The sequence below is a fragment of the Xanthomonas sp. PPL134 genome (assembly GCF_040595915.1).
Taxonomy (GTDB): Bacteria; Pseudomonadota; Gammaproteobacteria; order Xanthomonadales; family Xanthomonadaceae; genus Xanthomonas_A; species Xanthomonas_A indica.
In genome coordinates this window covers 247,078-271,881 of the sequence record NZ_JAMDLL010000004.1, presented here as the reverse complement: position 1 = coordinate 271,881, position 24,804 = coordinate 247,078, and the positions used below count along the sequence as shown (strand labels likewise).

Here is a 24,804-nt window from a genome sequence, read left to right as displayed (position 1 = left end):
AGCACAGAGTCAGATACGCTGCAAATCGACCGATACAGATGAGGTCGGCGCATGCGCCTGTACGAAGCCCTCGCCAGCCAGCTGCGCGACCAGATCGCGCAGGGCACGCTGCGCGCCGGCGAGCGCCTGCCGTCGATCCGGCAACTGGCCGCCGGCCACGGCATCAGCGCCGCCACCGCGGTGCAGGCCTGCCTGCAACTGGAACGCGAAGGCCGAGTGCAGGCGCGGCCGCGCTCGGGCTACTTCGTGCGCGCCGCGGCCACACCGCAACCGACCGGCGCAAGCGCCAGCACCCGGCGGCGCGCGCCTGGCGCGGTCGCCAATCCGGCGCTGCAGGGCGTGCTGGACATGCTCGCGCGCTCGGACCTGGTGCCGCTGCACACCGCCACGCCGGCCGCGGCGCTGCTGCCCGGCGTGCACCTGGCCAGCGCACTGGCGCGGCAACTGCGCCGCCAGCGCAGCGCCGCGCTCGACTACGCGCCGCCGCAGGGCCATGCCGCGCTGCGCCGGCAAATCGCGCAACGCTACGCGCACTGCGCCACCGCCGTGGCCGCCGACGAGGTGGTGGTGACCGCCGGCGCGATGGAAGCGATCAGCCTGGCGCTGCGCACCCTCACCGCGCCCGGCGACGTGGTGCTGGTCGAGACCCCGACCTACCACGGCATCCTGCAGGCGGTGGCGGCGCTGCGGCTGAAGGTGCTGGAAGTCCCGAACCGGCCGGGCCAGGGCATCGACGCCGCACGCCTGGACGCACTGCTGCAGCGCACCCCGGCGCGCGCCGCGGTGCTGGTGCCGAACTTCAACAATCCGCTCGGCAGCCTCACCCCGGACGCGGCCAAGCGCGCGCTGCTGGACAGTTGTGCGCGCCACGGCACGGTGGTGATCGAGGACGACATCTATGGCGAACTCGACTGGTCGGGACAGCGCCCGCGGCCGCTGCGCCATTTCGACACCCACGGCAACGTGATCACCTGCGGCGCCTTCTCCAAGGTGCTGGCGCCGGGCCTGCGCGTGGGCTGGCTGCTCGGCGGCGCCTGGACCGACGCGCTGGTGCGCGCCAAGTACTTCTCCACCATCGGCGGCGCCAGCCTGCCGCAACTGGCCCTGGCCGATTACCTGGAGCGGCACGACCTGGAACGCCATTTGCGCAAGTTGCGCCGCACCCTAGCCGACAACGGCCAGCGCCTGCGCGAGGCGGTGCTGCGGCACTGGCCGGCCGGCACCCGCATCGGCGACCCGGCCGGCGGCCTGTCGCTCTGGCTGCAACTGGCCGACGCCGGCAGTGGCCAGGCCTTGTTCGAGGCCGCCCTCGCCGAGGGCATCGGCACCTCGCCCGGGCATCTGTTCTCCAGCCGCGGCGACTACGCCGACCACCTGCGGCTGAGCTGCGGCCAGCCGTGGACGCCCGCCCTGGAGCAGGCCATGCGCCGGCTCGGCACGTTGGCCGCGCGGCTGCCGCGCTGAAAAGGGACGTCCGGCGCCGCGCCGCAGTGCCGAGGCGACACGCGCGCTGCCAGCGTGTGCCTGGCTGGTGACCGCACCGCGTCCTGCGCGCCCGCCAAGCGGGGCCCTACACCTGCATCCACACGAGTGTCGCCAGCCACAACGATGGCCGCGGCGCACCGCCACCGCAGTGGCGGCGCCCGACAGCGCGCGTGGACAGACCGACGGCAGCCAGCGGCGGCTTGCGCTATGGCGTGGCCGCACCGATCGCCAGCGCCACGCAGGCGCCGAACAAGGTGCAGGCGAGCATCGCCACGGCGCTGAGCGGGCTGCGCCAGCGCTGCCAGGGAAGCAGCAGGGTGCGACGGCAAAACATGGCGCGGCTCCGGTCCAGGGATGTGGCGATGGCGAACCCTGCGGAATCTAGCCAGCGCCCGTCTCAGCAGGCGCGAACGCGATCGCACAACCGCATGCCGGGTGGTGCTGCCCCCACGTTTGTTTACGAGACCGGCCACGCCGCCGCCGTGGCGGTCACCGCGCTGTCATGTGCAGGCCGGCGAGCCCACATCTGCGCCGCTCGCCTTCGGCCACCCGCCACCGCACCGCACCGCACGGCACGGCACGGCAGCGGCGACAGCCCGGAGGGCACGGGGTGCACCGGCACCGCCGCCAAGCCCGCAGTATCCTGCCCGGCGGTCGCGTCGTGCGCGACCGCCAGCGCATCGCGCTCAGTCCTGCAACGCGCGCGCGTGGAAGGCGATGTGCTCGCCGATGAAACTGCCGATGAAGTAGTAGCTGTGGTCGTAGCCGGGCTGCACGCGCAGGGTCAGCGGATAGCCGGCGGCCTCGGCGGCCGCCTGCAGCAGCTGCGGGCGCAACTGCTTGTCCAGGAATTCGTCGCCGCCGCCCTGGTCGATCAGCAACGGCAGGCGTTCGCTGGCGCCGCCGATCAGCACGCTGGCGTCGTACGCCTGCCATTGCGCGCGGTCCTCGCCCAGGTAGGCGGTGAAGGCCTTCTCGCCCCACGGCACCTGGCTCGGCGCGACGATCGGCGAGAACGCCGACACGCTGCGGTAACGGCCGGGATTCTTCAGCGCGATCACCAGCGCGCCGTGGCCGCCCATCGAGTGCCCGCTGATGGCGCGGCGGCCGTTGTGCGGGAACTGCGCCTCGATCAGCGCCGGCAGTTCCTGCACCACGTAGTCGTACATGCGGTAGTGCGCGGCCCACGGCGCCTGGGTGGCGTTGACGTAGAAGCCGGCGCCCTTGCCCAGGTCGTACCCCTCGGCGTCGGCGACCTGCTCGCCGCGCGGGCTGGTGTCGGGGGCGACCAGGATCACCCCATGCTCGGCCGCATAGCGCTGCGCGCCGGCCTTGGTGATGAAGTTCTGCTCGGTGCAGGTGAGGCCGCTGAGCCAGTACAGCACCGGCAGTTTGGCGTGCTCGGCCTGCGGCGGCAGATACACGGCCACCTGCATGGGGCAGCCGAGCACGGCCGAGTCGTGGCGATAGACGTCCTGCCAGCCGCCGCAGCAGGCGTGGTGTTCGATACGTTCCATGGACAGTTCCGAAATGTGGGCCTGCGGCCGCGACCGGCCGCAGGCGGGATGCCGCGACGCGTCGAACGGCGACGCGCGCGGCAGCGGGCTTCAGTGCAGCACGCCGTTCTTGCGCGCCACGTGGGCGGAGATCGCGTCCATCAGCGGCGGCGACAGGCAGTCGTACGGTTCCAGCTTCAGTTCGCGCAGGCGGTTGCGCACCCCGTCCATCGCCTCCGGCCGCGTGCCGCTCTCGATGATCGAGGACACGAACGCGGCGAAGCCCGGCGCCGACCACCCCTGCTGCGGCGACAGTTCCGTATGCACGAAATCCAGGCCGTAAAACGGATGCTCGGTGTTCTCGATGCGGCCGTACATGTGCACGCCGCAGCCGGTGCAGGCGTGACGGCGGATGGTCGCGCTCTCGTCCACCACCTTCAGTTTCTCCTCGTGCGCGGTCACCTTGACCTTGTCGCGCGCCACCACCGCCACCACCGAGAAGGTCGCGCCCTTCGGCTTCCAGCACTTGGTACAGCCGCAGGCATGGTTGTGTGCGGTCTGCGCCGCCACTTCCACCACCACCTTGTCGCTGGCGCAGTGGCATTCCAGGGTGCCGCCCTGGAACTGCTCCGCGCCGGCACGCACGCCGGCATCCACCGACGGATGAATCGTCACAGTACTCATCTTGCCCCCTCCCGGGTTCGTTGCGTCGCTGCACTGCGCGGGAACGGCCGCGCGCCGGACTGACCTTCGGGTCAGAAGTGGATGACGGTGCGGATCGACTTGCCTTCGTGCATCAGGTGGAAGGCTTCGTTGATTTCGTCCAGCGGCAGGGTGTGGGTGATGAACGGATCGAGGTCGATCTCGCCGTGCATCGCCTGTTCCACCATGCCCGGCAGCTGGGTGCGGCCCTTGACCCCGCCGAAGGCGCTGCCGCGCCAGACGCGGCCGGTGACCAGCTGGAACGGACGCGTGCTGATTTCCTGGCCGGCGCCGGCCACGCCGATGATGACGCTCTCGCCCCAGCCCTTGTGGCAGCACTCCAGCGCCGAACGCATCACGTGCACGTTGCCGATGCATTCGAAACTGAAGTCCACGCCGCCGTCGGTCAACTCGACGATGACCTCCTGGATCGGCTTGGAGTAATCCTTGGGGTTGATGCAGTCGGTGGCACCCATGCTGCGCGCCAGCTCGAACTTGCCCGGATTGGTATCGATGGCCAGGATGCGCCCGGCCTTGGCCTGCACCGCACCCTGGATCACCGCCAGGCCGATGCCGCCGAGGCCGAACACCGCAACGCTGTCGCCTTCCTTCACCTTGGCCGTGTTGTGCACCGCGCCGATGCCGGTGGTGACGCCGCAGCCGAGCAGGCACACCTTCTCCAGCGGCGCCTCGGGATTGACCACCGCCAGCGAGATTTCCGGCACCACCGTGTACTCGCTGAAGGTGCTGCAGCCCATGTAGTGATAGATCGGCTGGCCGTTGTAGGAGAAGCGGGTGGTGCCGTCGGGCATCAGGCCCTTGCCCTGGGTGGCGCGCACCGCCTGGCACAGGTTGGTCTTGCCGGACAGGCAGAACTTGCACTTGCGACACTCGGCCGTGTACAGCGGGATCACGTGGTCGCCGACCTTGACGCTGGTCACACCCTCGCCCACCGCCTCGACGATGCCGCCGCCCTCGTGGCCGAGCACCGCCGGGAAGATGCCTTCCGGGTCGTCGCCGGACAGCGTGAACGCGTCGGTGTGACACACGCCGGTGTGGGTGATGCGCACCAGCACCTCGCCCTGGCGCGGCGGCTCGACATCGATCTCCACGATCTGCAGTGGCTGGCCGGCTTCGAAGGCAACGGCGGCTCGGGATTTCATGCGCTTTCTCCTGGCTGAGGAACTGGGTGTGGGGTGTGGATCACTTGAGATAGGAGCGGACCAGCATGCCCATCTCGCGCACGCGCGCGGCGCGCTGCGCGTCGGAGCTGGCCGGCTGGCCGAATTCTTCGCGGACGTGGGCTTCCATCACCTCGGACATGAGGCCATTGACCGCACCGCGGATGGCGGCGATCTGCTGCAGCACCGCCGCGCACTCGGCGCCGCCTTCCAGCGCGCGCTCCAGTGCTTCGGTCTGGCCGCGCAGGCGGCGGATGCGGGCCAGGACGCGTTTCTTCTCGTGCGGGGTGTGTGGCATGCGATAAGAACCCGGGAACTATACTGGGGGATAGTATCCGCGTGACCGAAAAAAAGGAAATGCCCGCCCCGTGCCGACGCCCGCCAGATCGGCCCCAGCCGCCGCCGGAGGCCGCGACAGCGCTAGTGCCGGCGCATGGCAATGCGTGTCGGCACAAGACACGAACCGGCCATGTTCGCGCCGCCGGCGCTGCCTATGATGGCCATGCGGTCAAGCGCGGGCCCCGGCTCCGGCGGCCACGTCCCTGCCCGCCCCCAGTTCCAGGCAGCCGCGGCCACGTCTAGACTGGGCGACTCCCGTGTGGCCGCCCTTCAAGATCGTGGACATGAAATCCTTCATTCTGGTCGTCGACGACGATCCGGATCTGCGCCGACTCATCAGCGAGTTCCTGAGCGACCACGGCTATCAGGTGGACACCGCCGAAACCGTGGCGGAGATGCGCCTGCGGATGGCCGAGCGCCAGCCGGACCTGGTGATCCTGGACGTGATGATGCCCGGCGAGGACGGCCTCAGCGCCGCCCGCCAGCTCGCCAGCGAGCGCGGCGCGCCGGCGGTGATCATGCTCAGCGCGCTGGGCAGCGACACCGACCGCATCATTGGCCTGGAGGTGGGCGCCGACGACTACCTGGCCAAGCCCTGCAATCCGCGCGAACTGCTGGCGCGGGTGCGCGCCCTGCTGCGGCGCAGCCAGGCGGCGACACTGCCTCCGGAAGCGCGCGGCAACGTCTACGAGTTCGCCGGCTGGCGGCTGGACGTGATCCGCCGCGACCTGCGCGACCCCACCGGCATCTTCATCAATCTCTCCGATGGCGAGTTCGCGCTGCTGCGCACCTTCGTCGAACACCCGCAGCGCGTGCTCAGCCGCGACCAGTTGCTCGACTACGCGCGCGGCCGCGACACCGAGGTCTACGACCGCGCCATCGACAGCCAGATCAGCCGCCTGCGCCGCAAGATCAACGAACGCGTGCAGACCGAACTGATCCGCACCGTGCGCAACGAAGGCTACATGCTGCTGCCGAGCGTCGCCCGCCTGTGAGCGGGTCCACGCGCGCCCGTCGCGGCGTGCCGATCTTCGCCCGCGCCTTCCTGCTGCTGGTGGTGGCGCTGCTCACCGCGCAGCTGATCGGCATCGCCCTGGTGCTGCGCACCCCGGTCTACGAGATGCCGGTGCACCCGCCGGAAGTGATCGCCCTGCTCAGCACGCGCATGCCGGCCGGCACCCAGACCCTCAAGGTGCAGGACACGGCGCATGCGCCGCTGCCGGCGCGCGACCAGGTGCGCGACCGCAATGCCGAACGGGTGATGGCGCACTGGCTGGAGGTGGCGCCGGACCAGGTGCGCTTCTACCGCAACAGCGACGGCCGCCTGGAACGCCTGCGTCTGCGCCTGGGCGAGCGCCCGCCGCCGCCGCCGCATGCGTTCGCTGCCGACGACGCCATCCCCGCACCCGACGACCTGGCGCCTCCGCCCGACGCGCAGCAACCACCGCCGCTGGAGCCGCCACCGGCACCGGGCGAGGCACCGCACACCGAGGCGTTTGGCGCGACCATGCGCGCAGTGGGCTGGCGCGAACGCGGCTTCGCCCCGGCGGTGCCGCTGCTGGACGGCTTCACCGCGGCGCTGCGCCAGCCCGATGGACACTGGCGCAGCGTGATGTCGCCGCCGCGCCGCTTCTCCAACGCATTCAAGACCCAGGTGGTGATGCTGTTCCTGGTCGGCATGCTGGCGATGCTGCCGCTGGCCTGGTGGTTCTCGCGGGCGCTGTCGGCGCCGATCCGGCGCTTCGCCGAGGCGGCCGACCAGCTCGGGCGCAACCCCGACGCGCAGCCGCTGCGGCGCAGCGGCCCCAGCGAGATCGTGCAGGCGGCCGACTCGTTCAACGCCATGCAGGCGCGCCTGAACCGGCTGATCAACGAGCGCACGCACATGGTCGCGGCCATCGCCCACGATCTGCGCACGCCGCTGGCGCGGCTGGCGTTCCGCCTGGAAAACCTGCAGGCGCCGCTGCGCGAGAAGACCATGGCCGACATCGACGAGATGAAGGCGATGATCTCCGCGGCGCTGGACTTCATCCACAACGACAGCCGCCGCGGCACCCGCTCGCCGCTGGATTTCCGCCTGCTGGTGGAGAGCGTGGTCGACGACGCCAGCGACACCGGCGCCGACGTGGTCCTGCTGCTCGGCGACGCCATCACCCTCGACGGCGATTCGCTGTCGCTGCGGCGCATGGTGATGAACCTGGTGGAGAACGCATTGAAGTACGGCAAGCGCGCGCGCCTGCAGCTGCGTCACGACGCCGGCGAGTGCCTACTGTGGATCGACGACGACGGCCCCGGCATCGATCCCGCGCAGCGGGAGAAGCTGTTCCTGCCGTTCTTCCGCGGCGAGAACTCGCGCAACCGCGACACCGGCGGCATCGGCCTGGGCCTGTCGGTGGCGCACAGCATCGTGCTGGCGCACGGCGGCCAGATCGCCCTGGACAACCGCCCCGAGGGCGGCCTGCGGGTCAGCGTGCGGCTGCCGTGCCAGGCGATGGGCGGCTGAGCCGGGCGCCGCCACGGCCCCGCCCTTCCGCTACAGTCCGAAGTGATTCACGAACCACCGCTCGCCCCCCCCCTGATCTACGATCTGGACGAGTGGCACGAAGACGTGCAGCCCGCGATCGATGTCCAACTGGCACGACGCAGTAGAGAAGAAAAGGCAAGAGAACCATGAAGAACCTAACAGGCGCTGAGCCAGCCCATCAGGCGAGAAGCATTGCCGGCGTCGCGCTGATCATTGCCGCATATTTCTTCATAAATCCGCTAGCAAGCGCCATCTATGGATTCATCGCAACATCACTGAATCTGACCATCGTCTCCGGAAATACCATCCACCTTCTCCCGTTCGGGGTGGTCGGAGCAGTGCGATTGATTCTGGACTTTTTCCTCGTGGTCCTCGTATATAAAACGCTCAACCGAAAGTTCAGAGGATTTCCGCTACTCGGCCCGCATATGCTGAAAATGGCCGTATCGGGACTGGCGATCGGCATGGCGGTCATGAGCGGTGCAATTCTGGCGATCATCGCCACCGGAAACGCCAGTGTGTCGGTGTCACCTCAGCCCTTCACCGATACCGTGCGCAATGCAAGCGGCTGGCTCGCCTTCGAAGGGCTTGCAGCGCTTGGAGAAGAGTTGCTGGTGCGGGTCGCAGTCCTCGTCGTGGCCGAACGCTTCGCTGGCTGGCGCGGAGCGCTCATCGCGTCCGGCCTGATGTTCGCCGCACTGCATTTGGACAACCCTGGCGCAACCGGAATATGGCTCACCCGCCTTCTCTGTCAGGGCGTGTTACTGGCCTATGCGGTGTATCGCACCGGCTCGTTCTGGTGGTCGGTTGGATATCACACGGGGTGGAACTGGGCGAGCGCCCCGATTTTTGGCGCGTCCGGCAGCGGCTACTACGTCGATGGGCATGTTCTCACCTTCACCCCGGGCGACGCACACTGGATCACAGGGGGCGCAGTGGGCCCGGAAGGCAGCGTGTTCGCCTTCGTCGCGGTCCTGGCAGGGTTTCTGCTTCTGGTTGCGACAACGCCGAATCGGCGGATGCCACCGCGCAATTCGCTCACTACCCCGGACGCGCATACGGCCTGATGGCTCAGGCCGCATGCGCGTTGACGCACCAAGCGGTGCTAGCCAAGTTTGATCAGCAGTGCGCCGGCGCCCGACAGGCTGAATTTCGCCTACCTATTCGGCTCGACGACCACCGCCGTGCCGTAACACAGCACCTCGGTCAGCCCGGCCATCAGCTCGGTGGCGTCGTAGCGCACCGCGACGATGGCGTTGCCGCCCATCTGCCGCGCGTGCTGCAGCATGTCCCGGTAGGTCTCCAGGCGCGCCTGCTCGCACAGTTGGGTGTAGATGGTGATATTGCCGCCGAAGATGGTCTGCAGCCCACCCAGGAAATTGCCGACGATGGAGCGCGAGCGCACGGTGATGCCGCGCACGATGCCCAGGTTGCGCACGATGCGGTAACCGGGAAGCTCCAGCGCGGTGGTCACCATCGCATCGGTGAGCGGCGAAGCCGCCACCGCGCGCGGCGGCGAGGAATTGTATGGATCGGTCATCGGTGTCCCCTGGTGATGCTGGTCCGTGACGCCGCGGACCGCGGCCCCGGCGCGCATACGCCGAGGCTGGCAGTGTTAGCACCGCATGAAGAGCCACGCAATCGCCAAAACCAGGCAGCCGCTCCATCGCAGCAGCATCGCCACGACGCCGGCCAGAACGACCGCCACGCGCCGCCACCGGCGCAGCCCGCGCGCGCCGCACAACGTGCACGCACAGCCAGCCGCCCAGCAGCAGGCCGCTGGCGACCACGCACCATGGAGTCCCCCTTCCCCTGCCTGAAGCACCGTTTACTGCAAAGCACGAAACTGCAGATCAACGCCTCGGTGGCGCGCCGCTGCCGCCCACCGTCGGCAATGAACGCCGAAACTCAGCAGCGACAGGTCGTGAAAGCAAGCGCGCGATGATCCAGCCATGCAGGGCGACGAAGACCGCAGCAAACACCACGCCGATCGCCGCCATGGCCCACATCATCGGCTGCATATCCGGCGCGCCGTGCATCTGCGCAAGCGCGAGCTGTTTCTGCATGAACCCGATCATCTGCACCTGCACGACTGCGCCGCCCAGATTCCATGCGATCACCAGCACCATGGCACCGATGAAGCACCACCGCGCCCAGTTCAGCCGCCGCAGAAGCCCGATCGAACTCGCCAGGGTCCACACCGAAAACAGCACAGTTCCAAGAAACAACCACCGGAAGTTGGAAAAAATGAAGGCCGTCGTGGGCGGCATCTCTGGCGGAAGCCTCCTTATCAGATCGGCGAACTGCACGTGATCGAACACGACGAACAGAACGAAGACCTGCATGACGCCGACCACCGTTCCGAAACCGGAGAGTGCGATGAAGATCCAGGCCAGGATGGTGACAAAACTGGACCGCGGTGGTGCTTGGTGCACGACGTCTCCCCAAAGACGAGTATGGCATTGTCGCCTGCCCCGTGGCCGCCGTCATCACCATTCAGGCGCGCCAATGGAAGGCACGAGGCCGCAACCAGGCCAGCCGATGCAAGGAACTATCGACGTTGCGCCATCCGCATGCGCCGGAGCAGCAGAAGCCGTTTGCCCGATCGCACCGATATCAAGAAGGTGGCAAGCATTCCCAATGCGATGAACAACACCGCGCCTGGAGCTGGTCCAAGCGCGAGCAGAATGCCGCAATAGACGAAAAGCGACACGAAGCCGAAGAAGCCTGCGGCATTCTTGTAGAAGTGCCAAGACGTGATCGTGGCATCTTCCGGATTACGAGAGACCAAACGCCCTGCGCCTTTCCCAATTGGCTCGACCTCTTCAGGAGAAGCCTACTGAGTAACGTCCATACGTTGAGAGTCCTTGAAATGCCCGCACAACTCCAGCATCCGGTGGTGCTGCGCCTCATCGATGCCAGTGCGCTGGTCCACAGCAAGCGCATGCTCCGCACAGGACGGAAATGCAAACTCGGGACGGCTCCTGGGATCCTGCAGTTCGACCGAAAATGGCAGACCTACGGCGTTGCTCAACCCGGTAATGGCGTTGGCGAGCACCCCAGAGAATCGCCGACCTTGCACCTGCGCGTCATTGAAGTGATCCACATAGAAGTCATGATCCTCCTTGGACACTTCAGCCCAGACTCCCCAGGCGAATGCGTCGTCCCGATACGTAAACGGGATTTTCAGCACGCCTCGAACGAAGAATCGCCGATCGTCCAGGGTACACAGGTCGGTGTTGAAGCGCGCACGGCGATACCTGTCCAGGTAGGGCAGCGCAAACACCTCGTCCGGCAATCCGAAAGCCCAGTCCGTAGGCAGCCCCGGGTGCGCTTGCCCGCAATTGGCGCATACAAAGTCATGTTCTGTCATGCCAGCCCCTCCCCCCAGGACCATCCACAAGATTGCAGCGTCCAGTATCGGCGATGGATGGATGCATTGGAACGCATTTCGCTCCGGCTCTTGGCGGCGGCGCACCGGACACGACGCAATGACTGCCGGAAACCACATTACGTCGTACACCACCGGATGCGCCGGCGCGACCAGCACGGCCTGGCCGCCGCTGTCGTCGCCGATCAGCACATGGCCGGCAAGTAGAGCGCGCGACCTCGAAGGTATTGCGTTCGGCCAGGTCGGTGGCGGCGTACAGCAGCAGTCCATCGGCACGCGGCCGCCCGGGCTGGGACGCACCCAACGCGCGAATGGGCTGTGACAGGGCGTCTAGCGCGAGCGGAATAGCCGACGCCACCATGGCAGCGTCTGCAGCGCTGCGGCGCCCGCACGTCGCTGCGCCAGGGCCGCCGCACGGCGCGCCCGCAACAGCGGCATGGCGGTCGCCCGCCAGAACACCAGGCTGACGTACCCCGAGGACATGCCGCCGTGGCTGAGGCGCGGCACGAAGACCGACTCGACAGAGGCGTCGTCCAGCGCCGTGCCGACCAGGCGCGCGAAGGTGCCGGCGAGCAGCGCCTCGCACTGTGCAGACGTCGCCGGCAGCGGCACGCCGACCAGGGTCGACGCCATTTCCTCCCAGAGATACGGATCGCCACGGCCGCCCCATGTGGGCGGCTCGTCCTGGAACAGGCCCGCCATGCCCTCGATCGCGGTCATCGTCGTGCTGGCGTACCGGCGTGCGGCGCGACGCTCAGTACGCGAATTCGCGGAACACGTGGTCGATGTCGCCTTGCCACGCGCCGTGGTACAGCGCCAGCTTGCGCTCGGCCGCGGTCTCGCCGGCGTGCAGGATCTCCACCAGCGGTTCCAGGAAACGCGACTCGTCCTGGCCGTCGCGGTTCAACCGCGCGCGGCGGCGCAGGCCGCTCAGGGCGATCTTCACCGCTTCGGCGGCCAGGTCCTGCACGGTGCCGTTGCGGAACGGCAGCTTCAGCGCCAGCTTCGGCACCCCGTCGCGCAGCGCGTGGCGTTCGACCAGGCTGAAATCCTTGACCAGGTCCCAGGCCGCATCCAGTGCGGCATCGTCGTACAGCAGGCCCACCCAGAACGCCGACAGCGCACACAGCCGTCCCCACGGGCCAGCGTCGGCGCCGCGCATTTCCAGGTACTTCTTCAAGCGCACTTCCGGGAACGCGGTGGTCATGTGGTCGGACCAGTCGCGCAGGGTCGGCAACGCACCCGGCAAGGCCGGCAGCTTGCCCTGCAGGAAGTCGCGGAAGCTCTGCCCGCTGGCATCCACGTAGGTGCCGTTACGGTAGGAGAAGTACATCGGCACGTCTAGCAGGTAGTCGACGTAGCGCTCGTAACCGAAGCCGTCCTCGAACACGAAGTCGAGCATGCCGGTGCGGTCGGCGTCGGTGTCGGTCCAGATGTGCGAGCGGTAGCTGAGGTAGCCGTTGGGCTTGCCCTCGGCGAACGGCGAATCGGCGAACAGCGCGGTGGCGATCGGCTGCAGCGCCAGCGACACGCGGAACTTCCTGATCATGTCCGCTTCGCTGGCGTAGTCCAGATTGACCTGCACCGTGCAGGTGCGGGTCATCATGTCCAGGCCGAGCGCGCCGACCTTGGGCATGTACGCCTGCATGATCTTGTAGCGGCCCTTGGGCATCCACGGCATCTCGTCGCGGCGCCATTTCGGCTGGAAGCCCATGCCGAGAAAGCCCAGGCCCAGTTCGTCGGCGACCTGCTTGACCTCGTTGAGGTGGCCGCCCACTTCCACGCAGGTGTCGTGGATGGTTGGCAGCGGCGCGCCGGACAGTTCCAGCTGGCCGGCCGGCTCCAGCGTCACCGAGGCGCCATCGCGCAGCAGGGCGATGGTGTGCCCGGCTTCGCGCACCGGCTCCCAGCCGAAACGGGTCAGGCCGAGCAACAAGGCCTCGATACCGCGCTCGCCGTCGAAGGTCGGCGGCCGCAGGTCGTCGAGCCGGAAGCCGAACTTCTCGTGCTCGGTGCCGATGCGCCACTGCGCTTCGGGTTTTTCTCCGGAGGCGAGCACCTGGACCAGTTCGGCGCGGTCGGTGATCGGCGTCTCGGCAACGTGGCTGGGGCTCGACAAGGGCAGGACTCGCGCAACGGGTGAAGCGATGTGGGGGCCGGCCGCCAGCACCGCAAGGCCCCGCACTATAACGCGCCGGGGGTGAGGCCCATATCGCTACCGGCGGCACTGCAGCATTCCATGGCCGCGGCAGCTGGCGGCGTCGAGAGTGAGACGCAGCAAGCGCTCGTGGCGCCGGCTTCGGTAGGCTGCGGATTCTCTCACCGCCCGCAGCAGGCAACGCATGCGCCCGACCCACACCGAACGCCATCGCACCGACCGCGCCGGCTGGCTGCGCGCGGCCGTGCTCGGTGCCAACGACGGCATCCTGTCCGTGGCCGGCCTGGTGGTCGGCGTCGCCAGCAGCGGTGCGTCGGCGGCCACGGTGCTGACCAGCGGCATCGCCGGCCTGGTCGCCGGTGCGATGTCGATGGCCGCCGGCGAATACGTATCGGTGCAATCGCAGGCCGACACCGAGCGCGCCGACCTGGCGCTGGAGCGGCGCGAACTGCACGAGGATCCGCAGAGCGAGCTGGACGAACTCACCGCGATCTATCGCCAGCGCGGACTCGATCCCGGCCTGGCCCGCCAGGTCGCCGAGCAGTTGACCGTGCACGATGCCCTGGGCGCACACGCGCGCGACGAACTCGGCATCACCGAGAGCCTGCGCGCGCGCCCGCTGCAGGCGGCAGCCGCCTCGGCGGCCGCGTTCTGCAGCGGCGCGGCGCTGCCGATCGTGGCCGCGTGGCTGGCGCCGGACGGCCGGCAACTGTGGGTGACCGGCGCGGCGACCTTGCTCGGCCTGTCGCTGACCGGCGCGCTGGCCGCCCGCGCCGGTGGCGCCTCGGGCCTGCGCGGCGCGGCGCGCGTGGTGTTCTGGGGCGCTGCGGCGATGCTCGCCAGCGGCACGATCGGCCATGTCTTCGGCGTGCACGTCTGAGCGGACGCGCACCGTACTGGGTAACATCACCGGCATGGCCGACACCCGTTTCCCCGAAATGCAAGGCAAGCGCACGACCATCGCTCAAAACGGAACCTGACCTGGAGGACTGGAAATCAACACTGGCACCTTCGTCATCGATCACATGGGATTTTCCGTTTCATCGCTGGATGAGGCGATCGCGTTCTGGACTGCGGCCATGGGCTTCGAACTTGTCCGCACAGGCGAGATGGGCGGCGATTTCCTGCGCGAGGTGACGGGCGTTGACGATCCGCGTTGCCGCATGGCGCTGGTGGTCTCGCCTGCCGGCTTTCCCATCGAACTGCTGGAATACTCGACGGCCCGCACGTTGGGCAAGACACCCGCAAGCGCTGGCGCGATAGGCGCGGCCCATCTTGCCGTCACCGTGCCGGAGATCGACATGGCGGTCGCCAGGATCCAGGCGCAGGGATGGCACTTGAAAGGGTCTCCGCGGCCGATCGAGGCCGGGCCACGCGCGGGAACCGTCGTTGCCTACGTCAGCGGACCCGACGGGATCACCATCGAGCTCATGCAACCTCCCAGGTAGGAGTGGCCAACAAAACGACTGCGCAGCCGCCAGGCCGGCGCGTGCAGCGCTCGAAATCCGCATGTAGCGCTGTACATCGCAGTCCTGTGCCCGTCCGCGCCCGCCTGGCGACTGCTCGCGCCGTTTTGTCAGCCCCTCTGAAGTCTCATCCGGCTTGATGTGGGCGCTCGGGGTCTTTCGATCGCCGCTGGCTACAGTGGGTGATGCACGTTGAGGCGCTATGCCTCGCCTGTCCGCGGTGCGGTCGGCCAACCCGCGGGGAAGCGGCCTGTGGCGCGCCGAGACCGGCAGTTTGCGAGGCCGGCACCAGCGCAGCCGTGGTGGCCATGGTGGTCCTGCCGGCTGCGACGCAGCGGCCCGGCGCTTTGCTCTGAGCACGCGCGCCGCGCTGCGCTAGCATGACGGCCATGGCCGACACGACTTCCCCCGACGCCTTGCTGCTGGCGCGCCTGGCCAGCCTGGCCGATTGCTCGCAGGCCGACGGCTACGCCTGCATCACCGCGCGCCGCGAACACGGGGCGCGGTCGGTGGAGATTCCGCAGCCGCAGCTGGCGATCCTGCTGCAGGGCCGCAAGCAGGTGCGCACCGCCACGCAGACCCTGGAGTTCGTGCAGGGCGACCTGTTCCTGGTGACGCGGCGCTGCCGCATCGATGTGGTCAACATCCCGGATCCGCACAGCGGCCTGTACCTGAGCGTGCTGGTACCGCTGTGCGAGGAGGCGCTGAGCGCCGCACGCATGCTGTGGAACGAGCCGCTGCCCGCTGCCGGCGCGGAACTGGCACGCCTGCGCGCCGAGGCGTTCGGCAGCACCCTGCTGCAATGGCGGCAGGCGCTGCAGGACGGCCATTACACCGAGGCGCGGCTGGCACTGGCGACGCTGGTGGTGGCGCTCTGCCGGCGTGGCCATGGCGGCCTGCTGCTGCCGCCGGCGCCGAGCGTGGCCGCGCAGGTGCGCGACCTGATCACCGCACAGCCGCAACGCGCCTGGCGTTCGCGCGACATCGAGGACAGCCTGGGCCTCAGCGGCGCGACCCTGCGCCGGCACCTGGCCGGCGAACGCACCTCGTTGCGCGAACTGCTCGCCGATGCGCGCCTGGCGCATGCGATGCAGCTGCTGTACACCACGCGCTGGCCGCTGAAGACGGTCGCCGCGCACGCCGGCTACCGCTCGGTACGCAGCTTCAGCCAACGCTTCCAGCAACGCTACGGCCTGGATCCGGCCAGCATCGGCAATTGAGCGGCGACGGCTTGAGCGCCGCGCGCAGCGGAATGAGCGAATCGCGCAGCGACGCAGGCGCAGCATGCCGGTACCGCGGCGCCTGCCGCTCTGCCAGGAAGTCCCCATGTCCGTGTTTCCCTTGCGTGCGCTGTGCGCGCTGGCCCTGATCGCCAGCACGGCGCTGACACTGCCATCCCCCGCCCGTGCCGCCGCGGCGGACGCTACCGCGACGCAGGTACCCGGCGTCTATCGCCAGGCGATCGGCCGCTTGCGCGTCACCGCCCTGTTCGACGGCACCGTCGCGCTGCCGCGCGCGCAATTGGCGAACATTCCGCCGGCGGCGATCGCGCGCCTGCTCGACCACCGCTACGTGCCGGAGAACGACAAGGGCTTGCAGACCGCGGTCAATGCCTACCTGATCCAGGACGGCACGCACCTGACCCTGGTCGACACCGGCACCGCCACCTGCTTCGGCCCCGGGCTCGGCCAGGTGCTGGCCAACCTGCGCGCGGCCGGCTATGCGCCCGAGCAGGTCGACGACGTGCTGCTCACCCACGCCCATCCCGATCACCTGTGCGGCCTGCTGGACGCACAAGGCCAGCCCGCCTACCCCAAGGCGACGGTGTGGCTGAGCGCCGCCGACGCCGCGTACTGGCTGGACCCGGCCAGCGAGGCCGGCGCGCCGCAGATGCTGCGCTTCGCCTTCCCGCTTGCACGTGCGGCGGTGGCGCCGTACCAGGCCACGCAGCGGCTGCGCCGCTTCCGTCCCGGCGATGCGCTACCCGGCGGCGCGGTCGCGCTGGACACCCACGGGCACACGCCCGGGCACGTGTCGTATCGCTTCGAGGGCGGCGCCGGGCAACAGCTGCTGGTGTGGGGCGACCTGGTGCACTACCACGCGGTGCAGTTCGCGCAGCCGCAAGCCTCGTACGAGGCCGACAGCAACCGCGACGCGGCGATCGCCGCGCGCAAGCGCATGCTGGCGCAGGCGGCGGACCACGGCTGGTGGGTGGCCGGCGCGCACCTGCCGTTCCCGGGGCTGGGTCACGTCCGCCGCGAGGGCGAGGCGTTCGCCTGGGTGCCGACCGAGTTCTCGCCGTTGCCGGCCGCGCGTTGAGGATGGCCTTCTCCCTGCGGGAGAAGGAGTTAGTACTAGCCCCTCTCCCTCCGGGAGAGGGGTTGGGGGTGAGGGTCCGGCGCGAAGCGTCTCGCGGAGTTCGGATGCACGAGGCTCCGCCCGTACCCTCATCCGCCCCTTCGGGGCACCTTCTCCCGGTGGGAGAAGGGAAAGCGCTAGCCCCTCTCCCCCGGGAGAGGGGTTGGGGTGAGAGTCCGGCGCGAAGCGTCTCGCGGAGTTCGGGTGCACGAGGCTTCGCCCGTACCCTCATCCGCCCCTTCGGGGCACCTTCTCCCGGTGGGAGAAGGGAAAGCGCTAGCCCCTCTCCCCCCGGGAGAGGGGTTGGGGTGAGGGTCCGGCGCGAAGCGTCTCGCGGAGTTCGGGCGCGCGAGGCTGCGCCCAGCGCCACCGCACTGACTACGCGGCGGGCGGCTCCGTCTCCAGCCCCAGCCAGCGGCCGACGATGCCGCGCGCTTCGTCCACGCCTTGGCGGGTTTCGCCGGAGAAGGCCTGGACGCTGACCGTGTCGCCGAACGCGCTGGACAGTTCCTTGCGCACCTGCTGCAGCGCCTGTGCCTGCTGGCCGCGGCCGAGCTTGTCGGCCTTGGTCAGCAACGCATGCGCCGGCAGGCCGCGCTGCACCGCGTAGCCGAGCATCTGCCGGTCGTAGTCCTTGAGCGGATGGCGGATGTCCATCACCACCACCAACCCGCGCAGCGCCTCGCGGGTACGGAAGTACGTGTCGATGAACTTCTGCCAGTGCGCCTGCAGTTCCAGCGGCACCTTGGCGTAGCCGTAGCCGGGCAGGTCCACCAGGCAGCGTTCCGGCTGGACCTCGAAGAACACCAGTTGCTGGGTGCGGCCCGGCGTCTTGGAGACGCGGGCCAGGGCGTTCTGCCGGGTCAGCGCGTTCAGCGCGCTGGACTTGCCCGCGTTGGAGCGGCCGGCGAATGCCACTTCCCAGCCGCCGTCGTCCGGCAACTGGCGGGCGTTGTGGGCGGAAAGCAGATAGTGGGCACGTTCGAGGATCAGCGACATCCGCCTAGGATCGCACGTCCGCGGCCCCGGGCGGGCTTCGTTGACCGCCAGGCCGCGGCATGCCGATAATCGCGCGAGTGCGGTCGCCGGCCCGGCAGCCGCAGGGTCGGGTCATACGGAGCTTCAGCAATGCGCCACGCTCGCGTTCTTGCCTTTGCCGGTCTAGCGGTTTCCGTCGCCGCCGCGGTCGCGTTCGCGCAGACCTCGGTGGTTCCCATTCCCGACAACGCCCCGGTGCGCACCACGCCGCTGGAGGGCGACGTCGGCAAGGCCGCCTGGGGCGATCCCAAGGCCGGCCAGGCCAAGGCCGCGGCCTGCGCCGCCTGCCATGGCCCGGACGGCAATCCCGCCATCGCCATGTATCCGCGCATCGCCGGCCAGATGGAGCGCTACAGCGCGCGGCAGATGGCGCTGATCGCGCACGGCGAACGCACCAGCGGCGCGGTCGCGGCGATGGTGCCGTTCGTGCAGCCGTTGAGCGCGCAGGACATGCGCGACATCGGCGCCTACTTCGCCACACAGAAGGCCGGTGCCGGCATCGCCGACGACGCGGTGATCGCCGACGGGCCGTATGCGGGCATGAAGTTCTACGAGGTCGGCCAGCAGCTGTATCGCGGCGGCGATGCGAGCCGCGGCATCCCCGCGTGCATGGCCTGCCACGGCCCGGCCGGCGCCGGCAACCCCGGCCCGGCCTACCCGCACCTGGGCGGCCAGCATGCCGACTACGTGGCGCGGCGCCTGCAGGAATACCAGGCCGGCACCACCCAGGAGCGCGACCCGACGATGTTCAAGATCATGGCGCAGGTGGCCAAGCCGCTGACCGACCAGGAGATCAAGGCGCTGGGCAGCTACCTGCAGGGCCTGCACGACCGCGCCGACGACGCGGCCGCCGCGCAGGTGACGCCGGCGGCGACAACGCCACCGCAGCCGGCCCCCGCGCAACAATCCTGACCGTGCGCCGCCGCAGCGGCGCCGGCCCGTTTCCCCTTCGCGCCGGTCCCGACGACCGGCGTTCGTTTTTGCCATTGGAGATCGCATGAACCGTCTGCCCCGCCTGCTGTTGTGCCTGCTCGCCCTGCTGCCGTTGAGCGCCTGCGCGCAACCCAAGTCCGCCACCGCGGTGGAAGGCGAGGACTACACGCTGATCGCCGACCCCAAGCCGTTCGCGCCGCTGGCCGGCAAGATCGAGGTGGTGGAAGTGTTCGGCTACACCTGCCCGCACTGCGCGCACTTCGAGCCGCTGCTGGAGGAATGGGCCGGCAAGCAGGCCAAGGACGTGCGCCTGACCCTGGTGCCGGCGGCGTTCGGCGGCTACTGGGACAACTTCGCCGCCGCCTTCTATGCCGCGCAGCAACTGGGCGTGCAGAGCCGCAGCCACCGCCCCATGTTCGAGGCCATCCACGACAAGCGCAGCGTGCCGGTGCAGAACGTGGCGCCGGAGGAACTGGCCACGTTCTACGCCGGCTTCGGGGTCAAGCCGCAGGCCTTCATCGCCGCCTACCAGAGTCCGCAGGTCGCCGCGCAGGTGAAGGCCGCGCGCGATTTCGCCGTGCGCGCCGACATCGCCGGCACCCCGGCGCTGATCGTCAACGGCAAGTACCTGGTCAAGGGCAAGAACTTCGAGGACATGCTGCGCATCGCCGACGCGCTGATCGCCCGCGAGCGCGCAGGCAAGTAATCGGCGCACGGCGCTTCATCCACGCCATGGCATCATGACGGGGTGGCCGGACCGCGCTTGCGGCGCGTCCGGCGTTTTTCCCCCATCCTGCTGGAGATGTCGCCGATGAAGACCCGCTTCGCCCTGACCCTGATGGCCCTGCTGCCGATCCTGGTGGCATGCAAGGCCCAGGACGGCACTGCCGACACCGTCGCCCCCGCCTCCGGCACCACCGCGGCCCCGGCCGCGCCTGCCGCCGGCAGCGATGCCGCCGCCGCGCCCGCCGAGACCCCGGCCGCTCCCGCGGCCACCACCGGCGATGCCGCCGCGCAGCCCGCCGCCGCCGAAGGCGACAGCACCGCCGCGGCCAAGCCGGTCGCCGCCAAGACCCCGAACGGCCCGGAGCCGGTCGCCGGCACCGACTACGTCGACATCGCGGGCGGCCAGCCGTTCCAGCCGACCAACGGCAAGATCGAGGTGGCCGAGATCTTCGGCTACGTCTGCCCGGCCTGCGCGCGCTTCCAGCCGCTGATCGGCCCGTGGAAGGCCGGCCTGCCCTCCGACGTGCGCTTCGTCTATGTGCCGGCGATGTTCGGCGGCACCTGGGACGACTACGCCCGCGCGTTCTACGCCGCCGAGGCACTGGGCGTGCAGGAGAAGACCCACGATGCGCTGTACAAGGCCATCCACGTCGACCAGACCCTGAAGGGCGAGCGCGGCCGCGACTCGGTGCAGGACATCGCCAACTTCTATGCCAAGTACGGCGTGGACCCGAAGCAGTTCGCCGACACCATGGGCAGCTTCGCGGTGGCCACCAAGACCAACCGCGCCAAGCAGTTCGCCACCCGCAGCGGCATCAGCGGCACGCCGTCGCTGATCATCAACGGCAAGTACCTGGTCAAGGGCAAGAGCTACGACGACATGCTGCGCATCGCCGATCACCTGATCGCGCGCGAACGCGCGGCGATGGCCAAGTAAGCCGTCCGCCCCGGCCCGCCCCGCCGTGACCGCTCCCGCCACCCGCACCCTGCGCGTGCTCACCGCCAACATCCAGGCCGGTTCCAGCACGCGCCGCTACAGCGACTACGTGACCCGCAGCTGGTCGCATGCGCTGCCGGCCGGGCGCAAGCGCAGCAGCCTGGACGCGATCGCGCAGCTGGCCAGCGACCACGACATCGTCGGCCTGCAGGAAGCCGACCCCGGCAGCCTGCGCTCGGGCTTCACCAACCAGACCCACTACCTGGCCGAGCGCGCCGGCTTCAACTACTGGAGCCACCAGCCGAACCGCCGCGTGGGCGGGGTGGCCTCCAGCGCCAACGGCCTGCTCAGCCGGCTGGAGCCGGTGGAAGTGCAGGACCATGCCCTGCCCGGCCGGCTCGGCGGGCGTGGCGTGCTGCTGGCCAAGTTCGGCAACGGCGCCGAAGGCCTGGCGGTGGCGGTGGCGCACCTGTCGCTGGGCGCCAACTCGCGCGCAGCGCAACTGGCCTTCATCGCCGAGCTGCTGTCCGATCACCCCAACGTGGTGCTGATGGGCGACTTCAACTGCGTCGCCGACCGCCCGGAAATGCAGTTCCTCTACCAGCGCACCCGGCTGCAACCGCCGGGCTGCGTGGTGCCGACCTTCCCCAGCTGGCGCCCGCAGCGCGCCATCGACCACATCCTGGTCAGCGACGGCCTGCGCTGCAACGCGCAGCGTGCGGTGCCCGCCGCGTTCTCCGACCACCTCGCCGTGGCGACCGAGATCGAGGTGCCGCAGCACTTGTTGCGCTGAGGCAGCCCGGTCAGTTCTTGCACCACGTAGGCGCGGCTTTAGCCGCGGGAACTCTCGTCCCATCACATCGGCAACACCCTGCGAGAGCACGCGCGCTCCCGCCAGGTGCCATCGCGCAGGCCGCGACTAGAACTTCAGATCCGCACGCACGTACAGGTAACGTCCGCCCGGGATGCCGTAGGTGGAGGCGTCGTAGCCGTTGAGCGAGCACGACAGGCAGATCGGCGGGTCCTTGTCGAAGACGTTGTTGACGCCGCCGCTGAGGGTCAGGCCCTTGAGCCAGTCGAAGCGGTAGCCCACCTGCAGGTCGTGGTAGGTGATCGCATCCAGCGTGTTGGTGCCGGCGACCGGGTCGCTGCACACCGGGAACGCGACCGCATCGCCGCACTGTTCGGTCAGCTCGGAGATGTGCCGCAGCGTCCACGACGCATTCCAGCGGCCAAGCGACCAGTCCAGGCTCAGGTTGCTGGTCCACTCGGGAATGGAGCTGTCCACCACTTCCACGCCCGGGCGCTGCGGCTGCACCTGGCCGGCCGCGCCGGTGGCGACGTAGCGGGTGACGAAGGTGTTCTGCCAGCCGACCTTCAGGCGGCCCGCGGCGGTCTCCGGCGTAGTCCAGAACAGGTCCACGTCCCATCCGTCGGTCTTGATCGAGCCGAGGTTGGTGAGCCGGTTGTTGAAGCCGTTGATGCCGCCGGTGGACGCGCGGGTGATGCCGTCGCAGTACGTCGGCGACAGCGTGTCCACGCACAGGTCGAGCTGGGTCTGCGCGTTGATCGCCTGGATCGCGCCATCGATGTCGTGGCGGTAGAAGGTCACCTCCACGTCGAAGCGGTCCGACCACGGCACATTGCTGGCGAACCACGGGCTCCAGACGAAGCCGGCGCTGAAGCTGCGCGCCTTTTCCGGCTCCAGCGCGCGGTTGCCGCCGGTGGTCACCGAGATCTGCGAGTTGGCCTGCTGGTAGCCGGGCGGCACGCCGAGCGCGGCGCAGTTGCTGGCGCTGCCGCGCGGCGCGGTGCCGCCCAGGCCGATCGAGCACGGGTCGGACAGGGTCAGGTCGGCGCGCGCGGCCGAGCCATACAGTTCGCCGATGCTGGGCGCGCGGAAGCCTTCGGCATAGCTGGCACGCAGCACGAAGTCCGGCGCCACCTGCCAGCGCAGGCCGTACTTCGGGGTGAACTTGCCGCCGAAGGTGGAGTAGTCGGAATAGCGCCCGGCCAGGCTCAGGTCCAGCTTGTCGCCCAGCGGCGAGTCGGCGAAGATCGGCACGCTCAGTTCGAGGTAGGCCTCCTTGACGTCGTAGCTGCCCTGCGTCGGCAGCGATGGCACGCCGTTGTAGTGGCCGATGACGGTCAGCGGATCGGGGCGGTAGAAGCCCTCGTACTTGCGGTACTCCACGCCGGTGGCGAAGGACACCGCGCCGGCCGGCAGCCGGAACAGGTCGCTGCTGAGGTTGGCGGTGAACTGGGTCAGTTCGTTCTGGCTGCGGTCGTGCACCACCGGCTGGATCCAGCGCAGCATGTCCGGGGTGATGCTGCCGGCGCCGCCGAAGATGTTCAGCGGCACGCAGCCGGCCACCGCCGCGCACGCCGCCGGATCGCCCAGCGCCAGGTTGATGTTGTAGATGTTGTAGCTGCCGTAGTTGGTCTGCTCGGCCTTGTTCTTGCTGTAGGCGCCGTTGACGTCCCAGAACCAGGTGCGGTCGGCACCCTCGAAGCTGCCGATGAAGCCGGTGCCGACGTACTGGGTATCCACGCGCTGCTCGAACACGCGCGCGCCGCCTTCCACCGGGCGGCGCCCGATCATGATCAGGTTGCTGCCCGAATCCAGCGCGAAGCCGAACGGGTTGTACGGGTTGGCCGCGGAAATGACGATGTTGTCGGCCAGCGGATTGCCGGTGCCGGCGTCGGGGCCGAGGAAGATCGGCTCCGGCGCGGCCTGGTTGGTCGATTCGCGGCGGTTGCCGAGCAGTTTTAGGTACCACTGCACGTCGTCGTTGAAGAAGAAGCGGAACTGGCCGAACACGCCCTTGCGCTCGGACGGCGTCAGCAGCAGGTTGGAGGCGGCGAAGTTGTAGCGGTCGGCGGTGGTGAAGCAGTGGTAGTCGTCGCTGCGGGTACAGCCGCCGGCGCCGTCGTAGCGTGGCGTGCCCACGCCGCTGTTGGGGGTCAGGTTCTGCTCGGCGCCGGTGTTGGGGTCGACGAAGATGAAGCGCCCGTCCGGCGTGGCCGAGCTGCCGAAGGTCAGGCCGGTGCCGGGAATCGGATACAGCGACTGCGCACGGTCGCGTGCGTAGATCGGGTCCTGCTTGGTATAGCTGGCGCCGAGGAACAGGCTGGTGCGCTCGGTACTGTGCCCCCAGGCCAGGTCCACGCCCTTGCTGGCGCCGTCGCCCTTGTCGTACTCGCCGTAGTTCAGCGTGACCTGGCCGCCGTCGAAACTGCGCCGGGTGATGATGTTGACCACGCCGGCGATGGCGTCCGAGCCGTACAGCGAGGAAGCGCCGTCTTCCAGCACCTCGACGCGTTCGACGATGGCCAGCGGGATGGTATTGAGGTCGGTGGCCGCGCCCACGCCCGAGGCGGAGGATTCATTGACCCAGCGCATGCCGTCGACCAGCACCAGCACGCGCTTGGCGCCAAGATGGCGCAGATCGACCTGGGCCGAGCCGGCGCCGACACCGCTGCCGTCCGGCGGAAAACCGAAATTGCCGGAGGAGTTGAACTTGGCGTTCAAGGCCGAGCCGGAGGCGGTGAGCTCCTGCAGCACATCGCCGATGGAGGTCAGGCCGGTGCGTTCGATGTCGGCGCGGGTCAAGGTCTGCACCGGCACCTGGCCCTCCACTTCGGCGCGGCGGATGCGGGTGCCGGTGACCTGCACGCTGTCCAGGGTGGTGGCGCCGCCGGGGGCGGCCGGGGTGCTCTGTTGCTGGGCGCCGGCGATGGCGGGGACGCCACCGAGCAGGGCCAGGGATACCGCGAAGACCAAAGGATGGCGGTGCAGGAAGTTCATCCGTCTCTCTCTCCAGAAAGGATGTGGGTCGGCCGCTGCGACCCCCTGCACCGCGACGGCGTGGAATTCGTTGTAAACAAATCGTAAACGGGCTGCAAGCGCCCGGCAGGCAAAGCGTGGGCGATCGATGCGACTGGTCGATCTGGTAGACACAGGCTCGAGAGACGTCCTCCAACAGCGATGCAATGCCAACGCCCCTCTCCCATCGGTAACGGGGTTGGGGTGAGGGTCCGGCGTGCGAAGCGCCCGCGACGATCGGACG

Annotated in this window: 25 protein-coding genes and 1 other RNA gene; 13 read left to right on the top strand and 13 right to left on the bottom strand. The window is 69.2% G+C overall.

Annotated elements, in window-relative coordinates:
• Positions 1-51: 51 nt before the first annotated feature.
• Positions 52-1,464 carry a PLP-dependent aminotransferase family protein gene (locus M3U25_RS11045; RefSeq protein ID WP_355498793.1) on the top strand — a complete coding sequence of 471 codons (1,413 nt, stop codon included), beginning with the start codon at positions 52-54 and terminating at the stop codon, positions 1,462-1,464.
• Between the two features lie 226 nt (positions 1,465-1,690).
• Here the strand turns inward: M3U25_RS11045 and M3U25_RS11040 are convergent, their stop codons facing one another.
• From M3U25_RS11040 to M3U25_RS11020, 5 genes are all read right to left on the bottom strand, one after another.
• Positions 1,691-1,819 (bottom strand): hypothetical protein, encoded by a 129-nt coding sequence (locus M3U25_RS11040; protein WP_355498796.1) that lies wholly within the window; start codon positions 1,817-1,819, stop codon positions 1,691-1,693.
• A gap of 352 nt (positions 1,820-2,171) precedes the next feature.
• Positions 2,172-3,002: an S-formylglutathione hydrolase gene (fghA, locus tag M3U25_RS11035; RefSeq protein WP_242160930.1), complete on the bottom strand. Its 831-nt coding sequence runs from the start codon at positions 3,000-3,002 to the stop codon at positions 2,172-2,174.
• A 90-nt stretch (positions 3,003-3,092) separates the two neighbouring features.
• Complete coding sequence (gfa, locus tag M3U25_RS11030; RefSeq protein ID WP_355498800.1) at positions 3,093-3,665, bottom strand: S-(hydroxymethyl)glutathione synthase; 573 nt, start codon at positions 3,663-3,665, stop codon at positions 3,093-3,095.
• A 71-nt stretch (positions 3,666-3,736) separates the two neighbouring features.
• The gene (locus tag M3U25_RS11025; RefSeq protein ID WP_048490914.1) at positions 3,737-4,846 is read right to left on the bottom strand and encodes an S-(hydroxymethyl)glutathione dehydrogenase/class III alcohol dehydrogenase; all 1,110 of its coding nucleotides are present in this window, start codon (positions 4,844-4,846) and stop codon (positions 3,737-3,739) included.
• 40 nt (positions 4,847-4,886) lie between these two features.
• Complete coding sequence (locus tag M3U25_RS11020; RefSeq protein WP_048490915.1) at positions 4,887-5,162, bottom strand: metal/formaldehyde-sensitive transcriptional repressor; 276 nt, start codon at positions 5,160-5,162, stop codon at positions 4,887-4,889.
• A 319-nt stretch (positions 5,163-5,481) separates the two neighbouring features.
• Here M3U25_RS11020 and M3U25_RS11015 point away from each other — a divergent pair, with 319 nt between their 5' ends.
• From M3U25_RS11015 to M3U25_RS11005, 3 genes are all read left to right on the top strand, one after another.
• A complete protein-coding gene (locus M3U25_RS11015; RefSeq protein WP_026143454.1) occupies positions 5,482-6,198 on the top strand; it encodes a response regulator transcription factor in 717 nt (238 codons plus the stop codon).
• Positions 6,195-7,706 carry an ATP-binding protein gene (locus M3U25_RS11010; RefSeq protein WP_355498805.1) on the top strand — a complete coding sequence of 504 codons (1,512 nt, stop codon included), beginning with the start codon at positions 6,195-6,197 and terminating at the stop codon, positions 7,704-7,706. Before M3U25_RS11015 ends, M3U25_RS11010 begins: the two co-directional genes overlap by 4 nt.
• Before the next feature lie 167 nt (positions 7,707-7,873).
• On the top strand, positions 7,874-8,794 hold the full coding sequence (locus tag M3U25_RS11005; RefSeq protein WP_355498808.1) for a type II CAAX endopeptidase family protein: 921 nt from the start codon (positions 7,874-7,876) through the stop codon (positions 8,792-8,794).
• A gap of 89 nt (positions 8,795-8,883) precedes the next feature.
• On the opposite strand, the gene M3U25_RS11000 is transcribed toward M3U25_RS11005, so the two are convergent.
• From M3U25_RS11000 to M3U25_RS10975, 6 genes are all read right to left on the bottom strand, one after another.
• Positions 8,884-9,267: a YbjQ family protein gene (locus M3U25_RS11000; protein WP_242160927.1), complete on the bottom strand. Its 384-nt coding sequence runs from the start codon at positions 9,265-9,267 to the stop codon at positions 8,884-8,886.
• A gap of 313 nt (positions 9,268-9,580) precedes the next feature.
• The gene (locus M3U25_RS10995; protein ID WP_355498812.1) at positions 9,581-10,162 is read right to left on the bottom strand and encodes a hypothetical protein; all 582 of its coding nucleotides are present in this window, start codon (positions 10,160-10,162) and stop codon (positions 9,581-9,583) included.
• Positions 10,163-10,278: 116 nt separating this feature from the next.
• Complete coding sequence (locus M3U25_RS10990) at positions 10,279-10,518, bottom strand: hypothetical protein (protein ID WP_355498815.1); 240 nt, start codon at positions 10,516-10,518, stop codon at positions 10,279-10,281.
• 45 nt (positions 10,519-10,563) lie between these two features.
• Positions 10,564-11,100 carry a DUF2199 domain-containing protein gene (locus M3U25_RS10985; RefSeq protein WP_355588593.1) on the bottom strand — a complete coding sequence of 179 codons (537 nt, stop codon included), beginning with the start codon at positions 11,098-11,100 and terminating at the stop codon, positions 10,564-10,566.
• Between the two features lie 348 nt (positions 11,101-11,448).
• Positions 11,449-11,838 carry a hypothetical protein gene (locus M3U25_RS10980; RefSeq protein ID WP_355498818.1) on the bottom strand — a complete coding sequence of 130 codons (390 nt, stop codon included), beginning with the start codon at positions 11,836-11,838 and terminating at the stop codon, positions 11,449-11,451.
• 34 nt (positions 11,839-11,872) lie between these two features.
• A complete protein-coding gene (locus M3U25_RS10975) occupies positions 11,873-13,237 on the bottom strand; it encodes a glutamate--cysteine ligase (protein WP_355498820.1) in 1,365 nt (454 codons plus the stop codon).
• A 223-nt stretch (positions 13,238-13,460) separates the two neighbouring features.
• Here M3U25_RS10975 and M3U25_RS10970 point away from each other — a divergent pair, with 223 nt between their 5' ends.
• From M3U25_RS10970 to M3U25_RS10950, 5 genes are all read left to right on the top strand, one after another.
• On the top strand, positions 13,461-14,156 hold the full coding sequence (locus M3U25_RS10970; protein WP_355498823.1) for a VIT family protein: 696 nt from the start codon (positions 13,461-13,463) through the stop codon (positions 14,154-14,156).
• Positions 14,157-14,301: 145 nt separating this feature from the next.
• Positions 14,302-14,724, top strand: coding sequence for a VOC family protein (locus M3U25_RS10965; protein ID WP_242160922.1), 423 nt, complete (start codon positions 14,302-14,304; stop codon positions 14,722-14,724).
• 61 nt (positions 14,725-14,785) lie between these two features.
• Positions 14,786-14,858: non-coding RNA, sX9 sRNA (locus M3U25_RS10960), on the top strand.
• 273 nt (positions 14,859-15,131) lie between these two features.
• Positions 15,132-15,962 carry a helix-turn-helix domain-containing protein gene (locus tag M3U25_RS10955; protein ID WP_355498826.1) on the top strand — a complete coding sequence of 277 codons (831 nt, stop codon included), beginning with the start codon at positions 15,132-15,134 and terminating at the stop codon, positions 15,960-15,962.
• A 106-nt stretch (positions 15,963-16,068) separates the two neighbouring features.
• On the top strand, positions 16,069-17,061 hold the full coding sequence (locus M3U25_RS10950; protein ID WP_355498829.1) for an MBL fold metallo-hydrolase: 993 nt from the start codon (positions 16,069-16,071) through the stop codon (positions 17,059-17,061).
• A 417-nt stretch (positions 17,062-17,478) separates the two neighbouring features.
• Here M3U25_RS10950 and yihA read toward each other — a convergent pair whose 3' ends face one another.
• On the bottom strand, positions 17,479-18,099 hold the full coding sequence (yihA, locus tag M3U25_RS10945) for a ribosome biogenesis GTP-binding protein YihA/YsxC (RefSeq protein ID WP_242160919.1): 621 nt from the start codon (positions 18,097-18,099) through the stop codon (positions 17,479-17,481).
• A 129-nt stretch (positions 18,100-18,228) separates the two neighbouring features.
• On the opposite strand from yihA, the gene M3U25_RS10940 reads away from it, so the two are divergent.
• The 4 genes from M3U25_RS10940 to M3U25_RS10925 all read left to right on the top strand — a co-directional run bounded on the left by M3U25_RS10940 (position 18,229) and on the right by M3U25_RS10925 (position 21,527).
• Entirely contained in the window at positions 18,229-19,050 is an 822-nt protein-coding gene (locus M3U25_RS10940; RefSeq protein WP_242160918.1) for a c-type cytochrome, read from the top strand.
• Between the two features lie 85 nt (positions 19,051-19,135).
• A complete protein-coding gene (locus M3U25_RS10935; protein ID WP_355498834.1) occupies positions 19,136-19,777 on the top strand; it encodes a thiol:disulfide interchange protein DsbA/DsbL in 642 nt (213 codons plus the stop codon).
• A 105-nt stretch (positions 19,778-19,882) separates the two neighbouring features.
• Complete coding sequence (locus M3U25_RS10930; protein ID WP_355498837.1) at positions 19,883-20,734, top strand: thiol:disulfide interchange protein DsbA/DsbL; 852 nt, start codon at positions 19,883-19,885, stop codon at positions 20,732-20,734.
• 25 nt (positions 20,735-20,759) lie between these two features.
• Positions 20,760-21,527, top strand: a complete 768-nt coding sequence (locus M3U25_RS10925) for an endonuclease/exonuclease/phosphatase family protein (protein WP_152237554.1) — start codon at positions 20,760-20,762, stop codon at positions 21,525-21,527.
• Between the two features lie 126 nt (positions 21,528-21,653).
• Here M3U25_RS10925 and M3U25_RS10920 read toward each other — a convergent pair whose 3' ends face one another.
• On the bottom strand, positions 21,654-24,542 hold the full coding sequence (locus M3U25_RS10920) for a TonB-dependent receptor (RefSeq protein WP_355498841.1): 2,889 nt from the start codon (positions 24,540-24,542) through the stop codon (positions 21,654-21,656).
• Positions 24,543-24,804 lie beyond the last annotated feature (262 nt).